The sequence below is a fragment of the Telluria aromaticivorans genome (genome assembly GCF_013003915.1).
In the GTDB taxonomy this organism is placed as follows: domain Bacteria; phylum Pseudomonadota; class Gammaproteobacteria; order Burkholderiales; family Burkholderiaceae_D; genus Telluria; species Telluria aromaticivorans.
Map to the genome: position 1 here is coordinate 1 of NZ_JABAIV010000011.1, position 17,148 is coordinate 17,148.

17 protein-coding genes and 1 other RNA gene are annotated in these 17,148 nt (G+C 64.3%); 11 read left to right on the forward strand and 7 right to left on the reverse strand.

Going from position 1 to position 17,148, the window contains the following annotated elements; all coding sequences use genetic code 11:
* Positions 1 to 210: 210 nt before the first annotated feature.
* The 3 genes from HGB41_RS21435 to rnpB form a co-directional block, all read right to left on the reverse strand.
* Positions 211 to 438, reverse strand: coding sequence for a hypothetical protein (locus HGB41_RS21435; RefSeq protein ID WP_171088323.1), 228 nt, complete (start codon positions 436 to 438; stop codon positions 211 to 213).
* 5 nt (positions 439 to 443) lie between these two features.
* Positions 444 to 1,943, reverse strand: a complete 1,500-nt coding sequence (gene glpK / locus HGB41_RS21440) for a glycerol kinase GlpK (RefSeq protein WP_171088325.1) — start codon at positions 1,941 to 1,943, stop codon at positions 444 to 446.
* Between the two features lie 45 nt (positions 1,944 to 1,988).
* An RNA gene (gene rnpB, locus HGB41_RS21445) (RNase P RNA component class A) lies at positions 1,989 to 2,341 on the reverse strand.
* Positions 2,342 to 2,611: 270 nt separating this feature from the next.
* On the opposite strand from rnpB, the gene HGB41_RS21450 reads away from it, so the two are divergent.
* The gene (locus HGB41_RS21450) at positions 2,612 to 4,315 is read left to right on the forward strand and encodes a thiamine pyrophosphate-binding protein (protein WP_171088327.1); all 1,704 of its coding nucleotides are present in this window, start codon (positions 2,612 to 2,614) and stop codon (positions 4,313 to 4,315) included.
* A 225-nt stretch (positions 4,316 to 4,540) separates the two neighbouring features.
* Here the strand turns inward: HGB41_RS21450 and HGB41_RS21455 are convergent, their stop codons facing one another.
* Positions 4,541 to 4,741 carry a hypothetical protein gene (locus HGB41_RS21455; protein WP_171088328.1) on the reverse strand — a complete coding sequence of 67 codons (201 nt, stop codon included), beginning with the start codon at positions 4,739 to 4,741 and terminating at the stop codon, positions 4,541 to 4,543.
* Positions 4,742 to 4,994: 253 nt separating this feature from the next.
* On the opposite strand from HGB41_RS21455, the gene ftsY reads away from it, so the two are divergent.
* The 4 genes from ftsY to rpoH all read left to right on the forward strand — a co-directional run bounded on the left by ftsY (position 4,995) and on the right by rpoH (position 9,268).
* Positions 4,995 to 6,134: a signal recognition particle-docking protein FtsY gene (gene ftsY / locus HGB41_RS21460; protein ID WP_171088330.1), complete on the forward strand. Its 1,140-nt coding sequence runs from the start codon at positions 4,995 to 4,997 to the stop codon at positions 6,132 to 6,134.
* Positions 6,135 to 6,140: 6 nt separating this feature from the next.
* Entirely contained in the window at positions 6,141 to 6,815 is a 675-nt protein-coding gene (locus tag HGB41_RS21465; RefSeq protein ID WP_171088332.1) for a cell division ATP-binding protein FtsE, read from the forward strand.
* Positions 6,812 to 7,732, forward strand: a complete 921-nt coding sequence (gene ftsX, locus HGB41_RS21470; protein WP_171088334.1) for a permease-like cell division protein FtsX — start codon at positions 6,812 to 6,814, stop codon at positions 7,730 to 7,732. Before HGB41_RS21465 ends, ftsX begins: the two co-directional genes overlap by 4 nt.
* Positions 7,733 to 8,377: 645 nt before the next feature.
* Positions 8,378 to 9,268, forward strand: a complete 891-nt coding sequence (gene rpoH / locus HGB41_RS21475; RefSeq protein WP_171088336.1) for an RNA polymerase sigma factor RpoH — start codon at positions 8,378 to 8,380, stop codon at positions 9,266 to 9,268.
* A gap of 66 nt (positions 9,269 to 9,334) precedes the next feature.
* Here the strand turns inward: rpoH and HGB41_RS21480 are convergent, their stop codons facing one another.
* Both HGB41_RS21480 and bdcA read right to left on the reverse strand, forming a co-directional pair.
* Positions 9,335 to 9,769 carry a hypothetical protein gene (locus HGB41_RS21480; RefSeq protein WP_171088338.1) on the reverse strand — a complete coding sequence of 145 codons (435 nt, stop codon included), beginning with the start codon at positions 9,767 to 9,769 and terminating at the stop codon, positions 9,335 to 9,337.
* Positions 9,770 to 10,006: 237 nt separating this feature from the next.
* Positions 10,007 to 10,750, reverse strand: a complete 744-nt coding sequence (gene bdcA, locus HGB41_RS21485) for an SDR family oxidoreductase (RefSeq protein ID WP_229423162.1) — start codon at positions 10,748 to 10,750, stop codon at positions 10,007 to 10,009.
* Positions 10,751 to 10,793: 43 nt separating this feature from the next.
* On the opposite strand from bdcA, the gene HGB41_RS21490 reads away from it, so the two are divergent.
* The 6 genes from HGB41_RS21490 (at position 10,794) to HGB41_RS21515 (ending at position 16,572) form a co-directional block, all read left to right on the forward strand.
* The gene (locus HGB41_RS21490; RefSeq protein ID WP_171088340.1) at positions 10,794 to 11,384 is read left to right on the forward strand and encodes a TetR/AcrR family transcriptional regulator; all 591 of its coding nucleotides are present in this window, start codon (positions 10,794 to 10,796) and stop codon (positions 11,382 to 11,384) included.
* A 250-nt stretch (positions 11,385 to 11,634) separates the two neighbouring features.
* Entirely contained in the window at positions 11,635 to 12,477 is an 843-nt protein-coding gene (gene yghU / locus HGB41_RS21495; protein WP_171088342.1) for a glutathione-dependent disulfide-bond oxidoreductase, read from the forward strand.
* 233 nt (positions 12,478 to 12,710) lie between these two features.
* Positions 12,711 to 13,403 (forward strand): hydrolase, encoded by a 693-nt coding sequence (locus HGB41_RS21500; protein WP_171088345.1) that lies wholly within the window; start codon positions 12,711 to 12,713, stop codon positions 13,401 to 13,403.
* A 16-nt stretch (positions 13,404 to 13,419) separates the two neighbouring features.
* Positions 13,420 to 15,291, forward strand: a complete 1,872-nt coding sequence (locus HGB41_RS21505; RefSeq protein WP_171088347.1) for an amidohydrolase — start codon at positions 13,420 to 13,422, stop codon at positions 15,289 to 15,291.
* Positions 15,292 to 15,301: 10 nt separating this feature from the next.
* Positions 15,302 to 16,006, forward strand: a complete 705-nt coding sequence (locus HGB41_RS21510; protein ID WP_229423163.1) for a YoaK family protein — start codon at positions 15,302 to 15,304, stop codon at positions 16,004 to 16,006.
* Positions 16,003 to 16,572, forward strand: coding sequence for a TMEM175 family protein (locus tag HGB41_RS21515; protein WP_371868569.1), 570 nt, complete (start codon positions 16,003 to 16,005; stop codon positions 16,570 to 16,572). The genes HGB41_RS21510 and HGB41_RS21515 overlap by 4 nt, the downstream gene beginning before the upstream one ends.
* 13 nt (positions 16,573 to 16,585) lie before the next feature.
* On the opposite strand, the gene HGB41_RS21520 is transcribed toward HGB41_RS21515, so the two are convergent.
* Positions 16,586 to 17,146, reverse strand: coding sequence for a manganese efflux pump MntP (locus HGB41_RS21520; protein ID WP_171088349.1), 561 nt, complete (start codon positions 17,144 to 17,146; stop codon positions 16,586 to 16,588).
* Between the last annotated feature and the right edge of the window lie 2 nt (positions 17,147 to 17,148).

The following is a 17,148-nucleotide window of genomic DNA, read 5'->3' on the forward strand; positions in this document are numbered from 1 at the left end:
ATCACGCAGGGCACCACGGCAGCGAAGAAAGCATCCGCTCAAAAGCGAGTGTGACTTTTGGAAAACGGACATTTTAACTTTGCTAAAAGCGGACATTTCTACTTTGCTGTTACACACCCTACGTTTCTCACTATTTGACTGGCATTGGGACATTGCCCGAAATTACCCTGCCCACCCTACGATTGACGAGCGACGCTCAAGTGACCGGCATTAACCAGGCGGCTCGCCTTTTTTCGCGCAAATGAAGACCAGCAGCGCAGACATGACGAACACCAAGCCCATATAGCTGAAGGCGCGCTCCGGCAGCAGCCAGACCGATGCGGCAACCAGCAGCACAAAATAGCCGCCGAAGACCAGCCAGCCCTGCCAGGTCTGCGGCAATCCCCAGCCCCACCCGTGCCCTGGTGGTTTGCGTGGAAACCAGTATTCCTGCTTCATGATCGTTATCCAGAATGCTCAGGGGTCTCCCAGGCCTTGGCATGCTCCACCGCCCTGCCCCAGCGCGCCATCAGTTCCAGGCGCCGGCCGGCATCCATCGCGGGCTCGAAACGCCTTTCGACCTGCCACTGGCCGGCAATACCTTCCACGGTGTCCCAGTAGCCGACCGCCAGTCCCGCCAGGTAGGCCGCGCCCAGCGCGGTCGTCTCCAGCACCTGTGGGCGCACCACCGGGATGCCGAGCAGGTCGGCCTGGAACTGCATCAGCATGTCATTGCGTGCAGCGCCACCATCGGCGCGCAGTTCCAGCACCGGGCAGCCCGCATCCTGCTGCATCGCCCCCAGCAGTTCGGCGCTCTGGTAGGCGATCGCTTCGACCGCGGCGCGGGCGATGTGGGCGGCGGTGGTCCCGCGCGTCATGCCGACGATGGCCCCGCGTGCATACGGGTCCCAGTGCGGCGCGCCAAGGCCGGTGAAGGCCGGCACCAGCATCACGCCGCCGCTGTCCGGCACACTCATGGCCAGCGGTTCGACATCGATGGATTGCCGGATGATGCCGAGGCCGTCGCGCAGCCATTGCACGGTGGCGCCGCCCATGAAGACGCTTCCTTCGAGCAGGTAGCTGGTCGCCCCATGGACCGTCCAGCCGACGGTGGACAGCAGGCGCTGGTGCGAGACTGGCGGCGTATCGCCGGCGTTCATCAGCATGAAACAGCCGGTGCCGTAGGTGTTCTTGACCAGGCCCTTGCGGTGGCAGGCCTGGCCGAAGGTGGCAGCCTGCTGGTCGCCGGCGATGCCGGCAATGGGGATCGGGTAGCCGAGCCATTCTTGCGCCGCCAGGCCAACCACTTCCGAGCTGCCAACGACCTCGGGCAGGACAGTTGCGGGAATGTCGAACAAGGCCAGCAATGCCTCGTCCCAGCGCAGCGTGTGGATGTTGAACAGCATCGTGCGCGAGGCATTGCTGGTGTCGGTGACGTGGCGTCCGCACAGGCGATACACCAGCCAGCTGTCGACCGTGCCGAAGGCCAGCTCGCCACGCTCCGCGCGTGCCCGCGCACCGGGCACGTGGTCCAGCAGCCATTGCAGCTTGGTGGCGGAAAAATAGGCGTCGAGTTCGAGGCCGGTGCGCGCCTGGATATCCGCCGCCCTGCCCTCCATCCGCAGGCGGTCGCAGGCATCGGCGGTGCGCCGGTCCTGCCAGACGATGGCGCGGGCCACCGGTTCGCCAGTGGCGCGGTCCCACAAGACCGTGGTCTCGCGCTGGTTGGCGATGCCGATGGCGGCGACCTGGGAGGCCTCGATGCGCGCTTCGCGTAATGCATCGCGGGCGCAGGCGAGCTGGGTATGCCAGATGTCGAGCGCATCGTGCTCGACCCATCCGGGCTGGGGGAAATGCTGGGGATATTCCTGCTGGCTGCAGGCGACCGGCCGGCCATGGTGGTCGAACACGATCGCGCGCGAACTGGTGGTGCCCTGGTCGAGGGCAAGGATGTATTTCTGCATCAATGACTCACCGGGGGCGCAGCCCGCGAGGGGCTGCAAAATTCAATGTAAAGCAGGCCGATAGGCCGGATTCTGTGTAGCGGTTTCCCTTGCGAGTCCCCGCCTGGACAGCCATTCCTCTAGGCGCTGGATTACTCCAGCGCTCAAGCTTCCTACCCGCACGCTCCGCGAGCAACATCAACGCGTGCCTATTTGGAATTGCTCCGAGTGGAGGTTACCGCGTTTCACCGTAACTTAATACGCTCGTCTCTGTGGCCCTATTCCTCGCCTTATACCACCCCGCTTGCGCTTGGCGGCTTTCAGCGGACGGCCGTTAACCGTCACCCTGCTCTATGGAGTCCGGACCTTCCTCCCGCCGACACCCGAAAGTGCCAGCCAGCGGCTGCCTGGCCTGCTTCACGGGGGGCATTGTAACCGATTGGGGGTGCTCACCACCCGGCTCAGGGCGATCTTATGGTCTGCCAGCAAAATTGGGTCTCCGCCTGCGCGGGGATGACGTGCAAAGGTAGCGGACTATAAAAGCGCTGGTAGCCTCCCGCCTGAAAAGCCGTCGCCTATCCCTCCGCTGCCCCCACCTTTTCTGAAATTTTGTGTCGCCATTTCAAAAGCCCCCGCCGACCGGCTCGCATAGAATCAAACGTTACCCAAACTGCAAGGATGACCGAACCATGACGCACCCTTCCCGCACCGGCGGCCAGATCCTGGTCGATGCACTCGCGATCCACGGCGTGGATACCGCCTTCGGCGTACCCGGCGAAAGCTATCTCGACGTGCTGGACGCGCTGCATGATTCGGATATCCGCTTCGTGATCAACCGCCAGGAAGGCGGCGCGGCCTTCATGGCCGAGGCCTACGGCAAACTCACCGGCAAGCCGGGTATCTGCTTCGTCACCCGCGGCCCGGGCGCCACCAATGCCTCGATCGGCGTGCACACCGCCTACCAGGATTCGACCCCGATGATCCTGTTCATCGGCCAGGTCGGCAATGACTTCATCGACCGCGAAGCCTTCCAGGAAATCGACTACCGCCGCATGTTCGGCGAGATGGCCAAGTGGGTCGCGCAGATCGACCGCGCCGACCGCATTCCCGAATACCTCGCGCGCGCCTTCCAGGTCGCAACCAGCGGCCGGCCCGGCCCGGTGGTGCTGGCACTACCGGAAGACATGCTGATCACCGAAGCCGCAGTCGCCGACACCCGCCGCTACCAACCAGTGCAGGCTTCGCCGTCGCAGGCGCAAATCGATACGCTGCGCGCAATGCTGGTGGAAGCCACGCGTCCGGTGCTGCTGCTCGGAGGCGGCACCTGGAACGAACAGGCTTGCGCCGACCTGGCGCGCTTCGCCGAAGCGAATCACCTGCCGGTGGGCTGCAGCTTCCGCTTCCAGGACCTGATGGACAACGCGCACCCGAACTACATCGGCGACGTCGGCATCGGCATCAACCCGAAGCTGGCCGCACGGGTGGCGGAAGCGGACCTGGTGATCGCCATCGGCCCGCGCCTGGGCGAGATGACCACCGGCGGCTATACGCTGCTGGCCTCCCCCGTGCCGCGCCAGCGCCTGGTGCATATCCATGCGGATGCCGAAGAACTGGGCAGCGTCTACCAGGCCGATCTGATGATCGCCAGCGGCGCGCCGCAGGCCTGCGCCATGCTGGCGGCGATGGCACCGGTCGATGCCGCGGCATGGGCCGGCAGCGTCCCTGAAGCGAAGCAGGAGCTGGCCGCCTTCCAGGCCCAGCCGCCGATCTTCCGCGAGGGCGGCGCGCCGCTCGATTTGTGGCAGGTGGTGCAGGACCTGATGGCCGTGCTGCCGCGCGACGCCATCATCACCAACGGCGCCGGCAACTATGCTTCGTGGGCGCACCGCTTCTACCGCTACGGCGGCATGCGCACCCAGCTCGCGCCGACCAATGGCGCCATGGGCTATGGCGTGCCGTCCGGCGTCGCGGCCAAGATCGTCCATCCGGAACGCGCAGTCGTGACCTTCGCCGGCGATGGCGAATTCATGATGACGGGCCAGGAACTTGCCACCGCAGTGCAGTACAAGGCAGGCGTGGTGATCCTGGTGTTTAACAACAGCATGTTCGGCACCATTCGCATGCACCAGGAAAAGACCTATCCGGGCCGTGTATCGGGTACCGAGCTTCACAATCCGGATTTCGCCGCATTGGCGCGCGCCTACGGCGGCCATGGCGAGGTGGTCGAGACGACCGAAGCATTCGCGCCCGCCCTGCAGCGCGCGCTGGCGCATGCAAAGGAGCAGCAACTGCCGGCCCTGATCGAACTGCGCTACGACGGCAATTTGATTACGCCGAACGCGACGCTGGAAACCATCCGCAAGGCGGCGGAAGCGGCCAAGGCTGGCCGCTGATTGCTGGCTGAGTGACCGCTGTTTCGGTTGGCGGCCAGCCAGGGAATCGTAGGGTGGGCGGATTCCGCCCACGCGTTCAAATCACGGTGACGCTGCCCGCACGGCTGTTCAAACCCTAACTATCACCGCGGGGGCAAGGTAGTTCAGGCCAGTGGCCTGAACTACGAATTGCCCACCCTACGGCTTAGCGACAGCTCTCAGTAGCCGGTATTAGCGACCAAACGTTTACTGCTGCTCCAGGCCCAGCTCGGCCGGCAGCGGGATCGGTTTATCGAAGAAACTGACCGGTTCGCCCGATGGGTTGGTCAGGAAGGTGGCGACGAGGGCGATGAAGGCCCACACAATAATATTGCGCAAGGTTGCGGCGCTGCCATCGGCGGCGTTGTCGCCGTAGATGAGCCGCTTCAGGAAGTTCGTGATTTTCACGGTGGCCCCGTTGTTCGTTATGGTTGGTTTTCTCTCTGCGCTCAATTTAACGCAACTCGCCAACGAATTCCAGAACCGCACTGTTGAGTAACCTATCGGTTTCATCAATAACGCAACAAGAAATTCCTTCGATGCATCTTTAAGTGTCGATCCAGAGCCTCGGAGGAAGAATCTTGCTGCTCTGGTAAAATATTCGCACCTTTTTTCATCGCCGGAATCCTCCGGCATGCGCGCAGGAATCGCTACCCCCACTATGTTTAGTTTCTTCAAAAGAAAGAAGCCGGAGACCCAGGTTCCCGAGCCGGCCATTGAAGCCGCGCCCGCACCTGCTCCGGTTGCTGTTCCCGCAGTGGTCGCAGCACCTTCCCCGGCCCCCGCACCCGCACCGATGTTCGTTCCCGGCGCGCTCGACACCCCCGCATTCGATGGCAGCCCATCCGACGTTGCCGAACTGTTCCCGGAAACCGCCGAGCGCCCGACCACCGAAGCCGAGAAAAAGCAGTCCTGGATGACGCGCCTGAAGGCCGGCCTGTCCAAGACCTCGAGCAACCTGTCGCTGCTGTTCGTCGGCGCGCGCATCGATGAAGACCTGTACGAGGAACTCGAATCGGCGCTGCTGATGTCGGATGCCGGCATGGACGCCACCGATTACCTGCTCACCTCCCTGCGCCGCAAGGTCAAGGAAGAGAAGCTGGTCGACGCCGCCGCCGTCAAGGTCGCGCTCAAGGAGCTGTTGATCGAGCTCTTGAAACCGCTGCAAAAGCCGCTGGAACTCGGCCGCCACGATCCGCTCGTGATGATGATCTCGGGCGTGAACGGCGCCGGCAAGACCACCACCATCGGCAAGCTGGCCAAGCACATGCAGCGCTTCGACCAGTCGGTGCTGCTGGCCGCGGGCGATACCTTCCGCGCCGCCGCCCGCGAGCAACTGATGGTCTGGGGCCAGCGCAACAACGTCACCGTGATCTCGCAGGCCTCGGGCGACCCGGCCGCCGTGGCCTTCGATGCGGTCCAGTCGGGCAAGGCGCGCGGAACGGATGTGGTCATGGTCGATACGGCCGGCCGCCTGCCGACCCAACTGCACCTGATGGAAGAACTCAAGAAGATCAAGCGCGTCATCGGCAAGGGCATGGATGGCGCCCCGCACGAGCTGCTGCTGGTCATCGACGGCAACACCGGCCAGAACGCGCTGGCGCAGGTGAAAGCCTTCGACGATGCGCTGCAGCTCACCGGCCTGGTGATCACCAAGCTCGATGGCACCGCCAAGGGCGGCGTGCTGGCCGCGATTGCGCGTACCCGCCCGGTGCCGGTATATTTCATCGGCGTGGGCGAGAAGCTGGACGACCTGCAGCCCTTCGATGCCGAAGAATTCGTCGAAGCGCTGTTGGGATAAGCTCAGATGATCGAATTCCAGTCCGTCTCCAAACAGTATTCCACCGATGCGTTCGCCCTGCGCGACGTCACCATCAACATCGCCAAGGGCGAGCTGGTCTACCTGGCAGGCCCGTCCGGCGCCGGCAAGTCGACCCTGATGAAAATGGTGGCCGCGGTCGAGCGTCCCACCAGTGGCACCGTGACCGTCAACGGCCAGGACATCGGCCGCATCCGCAAGGCCGGCATCCCGTTCTTGCGCCGTAACCTGGGACTGATCTTCCAGCACCAGCGCCTGCTCAACGACCGCAATATCCTGGCCAACGTGATGCTGCCGCTGCTGGTCACCGGCGCGCCCCGGGCCCAGGCCGAAGGCCGCGCCCGCGCGGCCCTCGACAAGGTCGGCCTGGCTGACCGCACCAAAGCGCTGCCGCTGGAATTATCCGGCGGCGAGCAGCAGCGCGTGGCGATCGCCCGCGCCATCGTCAACCGCCCGCAGATTATCCTGGCCGACGAACCGACCGCGAACCTCGACCGCGCCGCGGCCGACCGCGTGCTCGACGCGCTGCGTGCCTTCAACGCCGTCGGCGTGACCTGCGTGATCTCGACCCACGACGAGCAGGTGCTCGATACGGCGGGACGCGTGATCCGTCTCGAACACGGCATGCTGGCCTACGCCGGCCGCACCGGAGGTGCGGCATGAGCCCGTGGATCCGCCAGCACCGCTTCGCCCTGCGCGCGGCGCTGTCCAGCGTGCGCAAGGCGCCCGGCAGCTTCCTGTTCAACGTGCTGGTCGTCGCGCTTGCGCTGACCCTGCCCTTCGCCGGCATCACCCTGCTCGACAACGTGCGGCCGCTGTCCCAGCAGCTGTCGGTCGATCCGGAGATCAGCCTGTTCATGAAGCTCGACGCCCCGCGCCAGCAGGCCAGCGCGCTGGCGCCGCAGATCCGCAGCATCGCGGCCGGCGCCGGCAAGGCGAAGGTCGATTTCGTGGCGCGCGAGGATGCGCTGGTGTCGCTGAAACAGAAAAGCGGCTTGAGCGACGTGCTCGACACCCTGGGCGAGAACCCGCTGCCGGACAGCTATGTGCTCAAGCTCGAAGGTTTTACCGGCAGCGCCGCCGGCGGGGTCGATGCGATAGTCGAGCAGTTGCGCGCGCTGCCCGGCGTGGAAACCGTGCAGGTCGACTCGGCCTGGGTCAAGCGCCTGGCCGCCCTGCTGGCGATCCTGCGCCTGGCCCTGCTGCTGCTGGCCGTGACGCTCGGCATCGTGGTGATCGCGGTGGTGTTCAATACCATCCGCCTGCAGGTGCTGACCCAGAAGGAAGAGATCGCGGTCTCGAAACTGCTGGGCGCGACCGATAATTTCATCCACCGCCCCTTCTATTACACCGGCGCCCTGCTCGGCCTGTGCTCCGGCGCGGTGGCGCTTGGCGCGGTGATGCTGGGACTGGTGCCGCTGAACGGGGCGATTGCAGAATTCGCCCGGCTGTACGCGTCCGAATTCCAGCTGGCGCCGCTCGGCGGCCTGGAAATCGGCGGCCTGCTGGCCATCAGCGCCGGCCTGGGCCTGATCGGCGCCATGCTGTCGGTGCAGCGTCATCTGGCGCGCGTGCAGTAAGTTTGCTTTTGTGACGCGGGCGGGGTATCAGGCCAGTGGCCTATCGCCATTCACCAAGAGCCGCTAGCGACCCGTAGGGTGGGCAAGGTAATTCAGGGCATTGCCCTGAATTACCTTGCCCACGCGTTCAAATGACGGTGCTGCAGCCCGTGCGCCGGCTCATATTGCAACTATCACCGCGTGGGCGTTTGTCATTCCGGGCATTGCCCGAAATGACCCCGCCCACCCTACGATTTACGGCATAGCCGCCCATCCCTACGATGAGACGCGCCCTAATCCTACAGGCCTTGCCCGCCCTAAGTGCGCCATTCAACAGAAGCCTGCGCCAAGCCCTCTTACCCTGTCTTCTGGGACTTTCCAGCGCTTTCAAGCTTACTTTTGAGTTGCATCAATCAAATAGCAAGCGTGTGCTCTACAGTTGTAACATCACGATTTTTAATTCCTGCGAGCAATACTTTAGCCAAACTTAATCGACTCCGGCAAACCGATGGGTCGCCTAGCACTCGCCCCGGTAGAGTGCTAATATATGGCTTGAAGACTGTGAAAATCAAGTGAAGCATCCCCGTAACAGACAGTAAAGTTGGTGTCCCGCGACATGGGTCCGTGGCACATTGGGATGCAGCAAGACTACTACGAGGAAAAAATATGTCCGCACAATCCGCACTGGTTCCAGCTGGCAGTCGTGCCCTGAACCTGGGTTTTACCGGCAATCTTGGCAATATCGACGCCTATATCTCGGCCGTCAACCGCCTGCCGATGCTGACCCACGAGGAAGAACAATCGCTGGCAAAGCGGCTGCGCGACGACAATGACCTGGACGCCGCGCAAAAGCTGGTGCTGTCGCACCTGCGCCTGGTGGTCTCGATCGCACGCGGCTACCTCGGCTATGGCCTGCCGCACGCCGACCTGATCCAGGAAGGCAATATCGGCCTGATGAAAGCGGTCAAGCGTTTCGACCCGAACCAGGGTGTGCGTCTCGTGTCGTACGCGATGCACTGGATCAAGGCCGAGATGCACGAATACATCCTGAAGAACTGGCGCCTGGTGAAGGTCGCCACGACCAAGGCCCAGCGCAAGCTGTTCTTCAACCTGCGCAGCAACAAGGTCGGCCTCGATGCGATGACCCCGAGCCAGGTCGACGACCTGGCGAAGATGCTGGACGTCAAGCGTGAAGAAGTGATCGAGATGGAAACCCGCCTGTCGGGCCGCGACATCGCCCTCGAATCGCCGACCGACGACGATGACGACAAGTTCGCCCCGATCGCCTACCTGTCCTCGGACAAGCAGGAGCCGACCAAGGTGTTGGAAGCCGAGGCCGTCACCCGCCTGCAGTCCGAAGGCCTGGAATCGGCGCTTGGCAAACTCGATCCGCGTTCGCGCCGCATCATCGAAGCGCGCTGGCTGGCCAACGACGACGGTTCGGGCGCCACGCTGCACACGCTGGCCGAAGAGTTCGGCGTGTCGGCAGAGCGTATCCGCCAGATCGAATCGGCTGCGCTGAAGAAAATGAAAGGTGCGCTGGCGGCGTTTATCTAAGCCCTCGGTACCCGCAAAACAGAAACCCCGCTCCGGCGGGGTTTTTCATTGGTACGCCACGAAGCGCTAGCGCTGCGCCATCAGCGTGACGAATTCGCCAGGTAGCGCCGTGCTCGACAACATATTCGCCGCCATCGTCAAGGTGGCGTTGATCCGGTTGGACGAGGACGTCGTCGGATCCTCGATCGCAATCCGCATCTGCTCGTCGCGCGTCACGAACACATAGGGCGTGACGGCGACCAGCTGTACCCTGCCAATGCTGCCCACGCTGGCATACATGCGGTTGCCCCACATGCTCAGCTGCATGGACTGGCCGTTCGACAGGGTATAGCTTCCCTTGATGCCGTCGAACTCTTCCTGCCAGACGTTATGGCGCAGCGGCGGCAAGACGATGCGTTCCGCCGGCGGGGTGATCCGGACCTGTCCTGGCGGTGGTAGATCCTGCGCAATGGCGGCCCCCGACAGGGCGACGACCACTGCGGCAAATGCAATTGTCTTCATGATTGGCTCCTCATCACAGCCCACAATCCGTGGGCCGTCATTTGAGTATAGGAAGGGCCAAGGCAGAAGCGAGGATTATCTTGAACAACAGTTTGTCGGCTACAAGGGGTGCTGCTTACCTGCTGCCAGCAGCAGGTAAGCAGCACCCCGCTGGCTTCAGCCAGCGGAGTCTGCGCGGCCCGGCGTCAAGGCGTGGGTTACAGAAGCCGGAGGCTAAAGGGCTGGCATGGGCCTTGCTCAGGCACCGAAGGCGCCGTCAATCGTGTGCATCGCCCCAGTCACAAAGCCGGCCTCCGGCCCTGCCAGCCAGGCTACCATTGCTGCGACCTCGTCAGGGCGGCCGTGGCGCTTGATCGCCATGAAGCTGTGCATCAGGTCCTTCATCGGGCCGTCTGCCGGGTTCGCTTCGGTGTCGATCGGTCCCGGCTGCACGACGTTGATCGTGATGCCGCGTGGACCGAAATCGCGCGCCAGCCCGCGCGCCATGCCTTGCAATGCGGATTTGGTCAGGGCATACGACGCCAGGCCAGGCATGGGCATGCGGTCGCCGTTGACCGATCCGATCACGATGATCCGGCCGCCTTCCGGCATCTTGCGCACGGCTTCCACCGACGCGTGGTACGGCGCCTGGACATTGATGCGGAACATGCGGTCGACCGCATCAGGATCCTGTTCCAGTGCGTCGCCGAAGATGGCAATGCCAGAATTGACCACTAGCACATCCAATGGACCGCTATCGCGGACCCGGGCGATGACCGCGTCCCGGTCGGCACTGTCGGTCGAGAAAGCGGTGCTTCCCGTTTCCCTGGCGACAAGCTCGGCTGCTTCCGGAGAACCCGAGTAAGTGAACGCCACCTTCGCGCCATCCGCAGCAAAGCGCCGCACGATCGCCGCACCAATACCACGGCTACCACCCAGCACCAGCACCGATTTGTTGGAAAAATCTGTCATGACCACTCCTTTTCGATTAATGTAGCGCATGATACAATAAACTCCATCGCAGCTGTCAAGGACTTTTGTAGCCATGACTACAAATATAAAATCACAGCGTGGCCGACCGCGCCAGTTCAACCCGGATGAAGCAGTCGCCACCGCCCAACGTCTGTTCCATGAGAAAGGCTATGACGCCGTGAGCGTAGCGGACCTGACCAAGGCACTCGGCATCAACCCGCCCAGCTTCTACGCTGCCTTCGGCAGCAAGGCCGGCCTGTACGCACGAATCCTCGATCGCTACGCCGTCACTGGGGCGATTCCCTTGCGGCAGATCCTGGGGACGGCCCGGCCCCTGGCCGAAGCTTTGGCAGAAGTATTGGAGGAGGCAGCACGCTGCTATGCCGCGGATGCGAGCGCCACCGGTTGCATGGTGTTGGAGGGTACGCGCTGCAACGACCCGGAAGCGCGCGAGGCCGCCCACGGTTTCCATCTCGCTGCCCAGGCATTCATCCGTAACACCATCGCCGAACAGCATCCGCAGGAAGCGGATCGGGTGGCGGATTTCGTGTGCACCACCATGGCCGGACTCTCGGCCAGCGCGAGGCATGGGCAAGGGCTGGAGCGGCTGCTCGCGACTGCGCGCATGGCTGGCAAGGCGCTGGCGCAGGCCATTCCGGCCTGAATTGGCTGGCTGAAGCAGACCGCGAGAGGTGAGCTGTCATCGCTTAAAGCGTCGTGCAAGGTCATGCCCTACCGTTCGAGCGCGGGGCCATGGGCCGATTGCAGACCGATAACTGCATACCCCGTTCTCCAGCGCCAGGGCGGTGACGATACCGAGGACGGGAGCGCGGCGCTTTCCTCCTGGCGCTCCGGCAGATCCCGGTCGCCCCGGATAGAATGGTTCTTCCATCCGGCATAAAAAGGAAAACCCGATGACCGATCAATCGACCTACGTCCCGCCCAAGGTGTGGACGCCGCCGGCCGCTTCCGGCGGCACCTTCGCCAACATCAACCGCCCCGTCGCGGGTCCCACCCACGAGGCCGGACTGCCGGTCGGCAAGCATCCGCTGCAGCTGTATTCGCTGGGCACGCCGAACGGCGTGAAGGTGACCATCATGCTGGAAGAGCTGATCGCGCTCGGTTATGTGCAGGCCGAGTACGATGCCTGGCTCATCCGCATCAACGAGGGCGCGCAGTTCTCGAGCGGCTTCGTGGAGATCAACCCGAACTCGAAGATCCCGGCTCTGGTCGACCGCAGCGGGCCGCAGCCGGTGCGGGTGTTCGAATCGGGATCGATCCTGGTCTACCTGGCGGAGAAGTTCGGCGCCTTCTTGCCGAAGGAAGGCGTGGCGCGCGCCGAGACCATGAACTGGCTGTTCTGGCAGATGGGGTCGGCGCCTTTCGTGGGCGGCGGATTCGGCCATTTCTATGCCTATGCGCCGGAGAAACTGCAGTATCCGATCGACCGCTATGCGATGGAAACCAAGCGCCAGCTCGACGTGCTGGATCGGCAGCTGGCCGAGCACCCGTATGTCGCCGGCAGCGACTATACGATCGCCGACATGGCGATCTGGCCGTGGTACGGCGGCATGGTGCGCGGCGAGCTGTACGAGGCGGGCGAGTTCCTGGCGGTGCACGAGTACAAGCACGTGCGGCGCTGGGCGGACGAGATCGCGGCGCGTCCGGCTGTCATTCGTGGGTGCAAGGTGAACCGGGTGCGGGGCAAGCCGGAGGAACAGGTGGCGGAGCGGCACGACGCGGCTGACCTTGATTGATTACGGTACTGCAGCCCTTGCGGCTGTGCTTACTGCAACTATCACCGCGTGGGCGGAGGACCCGCCCACCCTACGGGTCTCGTAATCTGCGGCATGAGGGCATGTGTGACGATGTTCGAAAATTTCGACTGTATATCCACACATTATCCGTTTTTCAATCTTGCTGCTTCCGCACATAATGACTCCATCGAATCCCAACCGCCGCAGCCAGCGGCCACTACAAGGAGCATGTCATGAGCAATCCAAAACTCGAAGTCCTGACCCCGCATAACTCGCAGCTGATCATCATCGACCACCAGCCGCAGATGGCCTTCGGCGTGCAGTCGATCGACCGCCAGACCCTGAAGAACAACGTGGTCGGCCTGGCCAAGGCGGCCAAGGCCTTCGGCATCCCGACCATCATCACCACCGTCGAGACCGACTCGTTCTCGGGCAAGACCTACCCCGAAATCCTGGACGTGTTCCCCGGCCACCCGATCCTCGAGCGCACCTCGATGAATTCCTGGGACGACCAGAAAGTGCGCGACGCACTTGCAGCAAACGGCCGCAAGAAAATCATCGTGGCCGGGCTGTGGACGGAAGTGTGCAACACCACCTTCGCCCTTTGCGCGATGCTGGAGGGCGACTACGAGATCTACATGGTGGCCGACGCCTCGGGCGGCACCTCGAAGGACGCCCACGATTTCGCCATGCAGCGCATGGTGCAGGCCGGCGTGGTCCCGGTCACCTGGCAGCAGGTGCTGCTCGAATGGCAGCGCGACTGGAAGAACCGCGACACCTACGACGCCGTGATGAAGATCGTCACCGAGCATTCGGGCGCCTACGGCATGGGCGTCGACTACGCCTACACGATGGTGCACAAGGCCCCGGCCCGCAACCAGGGCAGCAACGAAGTGCTGGCTCCCGTCCCTGCGCCGGTCCGTTAAGCGAGGAGTCGACGCCATGCACGCACAGTCCACCGCAGCACCGCTTATCCTGGTCAACGGCGCTTTCGCCACCTTGGACAGCAAGCAGCCGCAAGCCAGCGCGGTTGCCATCCAGGACGGCCGCTTCCTGGCCGTCGGCGATACCGAACACGTGATGCGGCACCAGCAAGCAGGCAGCCAGGTCATCGACCTGAATGGCCGCACCGCGATCCCGGGCCTGAACGACTCGCACCTGCACCTGATCCGCGGTGGACTGAACTACAACCTCGAACTGCGCTGGGAAGGCGTGCCTTCCCTCGCCGATGCACTGCGCATGCTGAAGGAACAGGCCGAGCGCACCCCGAACCCGCAATGGGTGCGCGTAGTGGGGGGCTGGAACGAATTCCAGTTCGCGGAAAAGCGCATGCCGACGCTGGAAGAGATCAACGCCGCGGCGCCCGACACGCCGGTCTTCATCCTGCACCTGTACGACCGCGCCCTGCTCAACCGCGCCGCCCTGCGCGCCGTCGGCTACACCAAGGACACGCCGAACCCGCCCGGCGGCGAGATCCAGCGCGATGCTCTGGGGAACCCGACCGGCATGCTGATCGCGCGTCCCAACGCGATGATCCTGTACGCCACCCTGGCCAAGGGCCCGAGCCTGCCCTACGACTTGCAGGTGAATTCCACGCGCCAGTTCATGCGTGAGCTGAACCGCCTTGGCATCACCAGCGCAATCGATGCCGGCGGCGGCTTCCAGAATTATCCCGACGATTACGCCGTCGTCGAGGAACTCGACCGCAACAAGCAGCTGACCATCCGCATCGCCTACAACCTGTTCACCCAGAACAAGGGCGGCGAGCTGGAAGACTTCCAGCGCTGGACCGGCATGGTCACGCCGGGCCAGGGCAGCGACTACTACCGCCACAACGGCGCCGGCGAGATGCTGGTGTTCTCGGCGGCCGACTTCGAGGACTTCCTGGAGCCGCGTCCCGAGCTGGCCGCCGGCATGGAAGACGAGCTGGAAAAGGTGGTGCGCCACCTGGTGGAGAACCGCTGGCCCTTCCGCCTGCACGCCACCTATGACGAATCGATCACCCGCATGCTCGAGGTGTTCGAGAAGGTCGACCGCGAGATTCCCTTCAATGGCCTGCACTGGATGTTCGACCATTGCGAGACCATCAGCGAGCGCAATATCGAGCGCGTGAGGGCGCTGGGCGGCGGCATCGCCATCCAGCACCGCATGGCCTTCCAGGGCGAGTATTTCGTCGACCGCTACGGCGCGCAAGCCGCCAGCGCCACGCCGCCGGTGAAGCAGATGCTGGCGAGCGGCGTGCCGGTCGGCGCCGGCACCGACGCCACCCGCGTGGCCAGCTACAACCCGTGGACCGCGCTGTACTGGCTGGTAACCGGGCGCACCGTCGGCGGCCTGCCGCTGTACGGCGACAACGGCCTGCTGCCGCGCAGCGTGGCACTGGAACTGTGGACCGCGGGCAGCGCCTGGTTCTCGAACGAGCAGGGACGCAAAGGCCGCATCCAGGAAGGCATGCTGGCCGACCTGGCGGTGCTGTCGAACGACTTCTTCAGCGTGGACGACGAAGCCATCAAGTCGATCGAGTCGGTGCTGACCGTGGTCGGTGGCAAGGTGGTATTTGGCGCCGCCGAATTCACGAACTTGGGACCGCCGCCGATACCCGTGCTGCCCGAGTGGTCGCCGGTGAACAAGGTGCCCGGCCACTGGCGCCGTTCGGCACCCCAGCCGCAGCAACAGATCGCCCTGCCCCACCAGTGCGGCGGACCCTGCGGCGTGCACGCACACCAGCATGACCGCGCCCGCAAGTCGACGGTGCCGGTGGCGAACTTCGGCGGCTTCTGGGGCGCGCTCGGTTGCAGCTGCTTCGCATTCTGAGGGGATGAAGATGACGACGCTGACAAGTACCCCCATGACGACGCCGCAATTCCAGCGCCTGCAGGGTTCTACCATGGGTTTCATGGCCGGCTATGTCGACACGCTCGGCTTCATCGCCCTGTTCGGCCTGTTCACGGCCCACGTCACCGGCAACTTCGTGCTGATCGCGGTGTCGCTGGCCGACCCGGCGCAGACGCCTTCGCTGCTCAAGCTGCTCGCCTTCCCGGCCTTCATCTTGGGCGTGGCGGCGGCCCGGCTGCTGGTGGTGCGCTGCGAGCGGCGCGGCACGCCGGCCGTCAAGCCCTCCTACCTGCTGCAACTGGTGCTGCTGCTGGGCTTCATGGTCTGCGGCATGCTGGCCGAGCCGGTTGGCGACAGCGCCGGACCGCTGGCGATGGCGGCCGGCCTGCTGGGCGCCGCCGCGATGGGCGCGCATAGCGCGGCCAGCAAGCTGCTGCTGACCCACCTGGCGCCGACCTCGATGATGACCGGGAACGTCACCCAGCTCGTGATCGACACGGTCGACCGCCTGCGCGGCGCCGCCGACGCGGCGACCCGTGCGCGCTGCGCCAAGTTCTTCTGGCCCGTGCTGGCTTTTGCGTTGGGCTGCGCCGCCGCGGCCTTTGCCTATCTCGCCGTGGGCTTCGTGGCCTTGATGGCGCCGGTGGCGATCCTGTGCCTGCACCTGTGCCTGCCGGAGCCGGCAGCAGCATGACCCAGACCATGAGCAAAAACCGGCTGGAAGCCTTCAGCGACGGCGTGATTGCGATCATCATCACCATCATGGTGCTCGAACTGAAACCGCCGCATTCGACCGACGCCGCCGGCCTGGCCGACGTGCTGCCCGGCTGGCTGCGCTATGCGCTCAGCTTCGTGTACGTCGGGATCTACTGGATCAACCACCATGCGCTGCTCGACCGGGTAGCGAAAGTAGACGGCGCCGCCCTGTGGGCCAACCTGCACCTGCTGTTCTGGATGTCGCTGATTCCCTATGTGACGGCGTGGGCCGGCGAGCATCCGATGGCGCCGGCGCCGGTCGCGCTGTACGGCGTGGTGCTGCTGCTTTGTTCGATCTCGTTCATGCTGCTGTCATGGCGCCTCGATATCGACGCCGGCGGCCATGCGATGGCCTGGGGCAGCCGCAAGAACCGGGTCTCGATCGCCCTGTATGCGCTGGCGATCCTGCTGTCGCTGTGGTACGCGCCGCTCGGCGCCGTCATCCACGTGCTGCTGGCGCTGCTGTGGCTGATGCCGGAGGTGGGTGCGCCCCGCAGCGCGTGACTCAAACTGACCGTCAAGCCGACAGGTGTTCGATCAGGATGGTGGTGCCGACCAGGATCAGCACCACGCCCCCGACCCGCTCGGCATTGCGCCCGACCACGGCGCCCAGGCGCTGCCCGAGCAGCACACCGATGGTGACCATGACCGTGGTGGAGACGCCGATCGCCAGCGCCGCGTGCACGATCGAGACGTCGACGAAGGCCAGCCCTACCCCGACCGCCATCGCATCGATGCTGGTCGCCACCGCGGTGAGCACCAGCACCACCAGCTTCTGCGAGCCGGCGGCTTCTTCCTCTTCGTCTTCGCCGAACGACAGCCAGATCATGCGGCCGCCCAGTCCGAGCAGCAGCACGAAGGCAATCCAGTGGTCCCATTGGCGGATGGCGTCGGCGGCGAGCGAACCGAGCGCCCAGCCGATCACCGGAGTGATGGTCTCGATGCAGCCGAACAGCAGGCCGATGCGCAGCGCCTGCGGGAAGGTCGGCTTGCGCAGCGCGGCGCCCTTGGCGATCGCCGCGGCAAAGGCGTCGGTCGACATCGCGAGGGCGAGGAACAGGAGTGCGGTATAGGTCATGG

Excerpts from the sequence above, each read along its gene's own strand:
- HGB41_RS21435 (WP_171088323.1), bottom strand. The coding sequence starts at position 438 with ATGAAGCAGGAATACTGGTTTCCACGCAAACCACCAGGGCACGGGTGG.
- glpK (WP_171088325.1), bottom strand. The coding sequence starts at position 1,943 with ATGCAGAAATACATCCTTGCCCTCGACCAGGGCACCACCAGTTCGCGC.
- HGB41_RS21450 (WP_171088327.1), top strand. The coding sequence starts at position 2,612 with ATGACGCACCCTTCCCGCACCGGCGGCCAGATCCTGGTCGATGCACTC.
- ftsY (WP_171088330.1), top strand. The coding sequence starts at position 4,995 with ATGTTTAGTTTCTTCAAAAGAAAGAAGCCGGAGACCCAGGTTCCCGAG.
- HGB41_RS21465 (WP_171088332.1), top strand. The coding sequence starts at position 6,141 with ATGATCGAATTCCAGTCCGTCTCCAAACAGTATTCCACCGATGCGTTC.
- ftsX (WP_171088334.1), top strand. The coding sequence starts at position 6,812 with ATGAGCCCGTGGATCCGCCAGCACCGCTTCGCCCTGCGCGCGGCGCTG.
- rpoH (WP_171088336.1), top strand. The coding sequence starts at position 8,378 with ATGTCCGCACAATCCGCACTGGTTCCAGCTGGCAGTCGTGCCCTGAAC.
- HGB41_RS21480 (WP_171088338.1), bottom strand. The coding sequence starts at position 9,769 with ATGAAGACAATTGCATTTGCCGCAGTGGTCGTCGCCCTGTCGGGGGCC.
- bdcA (WP_229423162.1), bottom strand. The coding sequence starts at position 10,750 with ATGCGCTACATTAATCGAAAAGGAGTGGTCATGACAGATTTTTCCAAC.
- HGB41_RS21490 (WP_171088340.1), top strand. The coding sequence starts at position 10,794 with ATGACTACAAATATAAAATCACAGCGTGGCCGACCGCGCCAGTTCAAC.
- yghU (WP_171088342.1), top strand. The coding sequence starts at position 11,635 with ATGACCGATCAATCGACCTACGTCCCGCCCAAGGTGTGGACGCCGCCG.
- HGB41_RS21500 (WP_171088345.1), top strand. The coding sequence starts at position 12,711 with ATGAGCAATCCAAAACTCGAAGTCCTGACCCCGCATAACTCGCAGCTG.
- HGB41_RS21505 (WP_171088347.1), top strand. The coding sequence starts at position 13,420 with ATGCACGCACAGTCCACCGCAGCACCGCTTATCCTGGTCAACGGCGCT.
- HGB41_RS21510 (WP_229423163.1), top strand. The coding sequence starts at position 15,302 with ATGACGACGCTGACAAGTACCCCCATGACGACGCCGCAATTCCAGCGC.
- HGB41_RS21515 (WP_371868569.1), top strand. The coding sequence starts at position 16,003 with ATGACCCAGACCATGAGCAAAAACCGGCTGGAAGCCTTCAGCGACGGC.
- HGB41_RS21520 (WP_171088349.1), bottom strand. The coding sequence starts at position 17,146 with ATGACCTATACCGCACTCCTGTTCCTCGCCCTCGCGATGTCGACCGAC.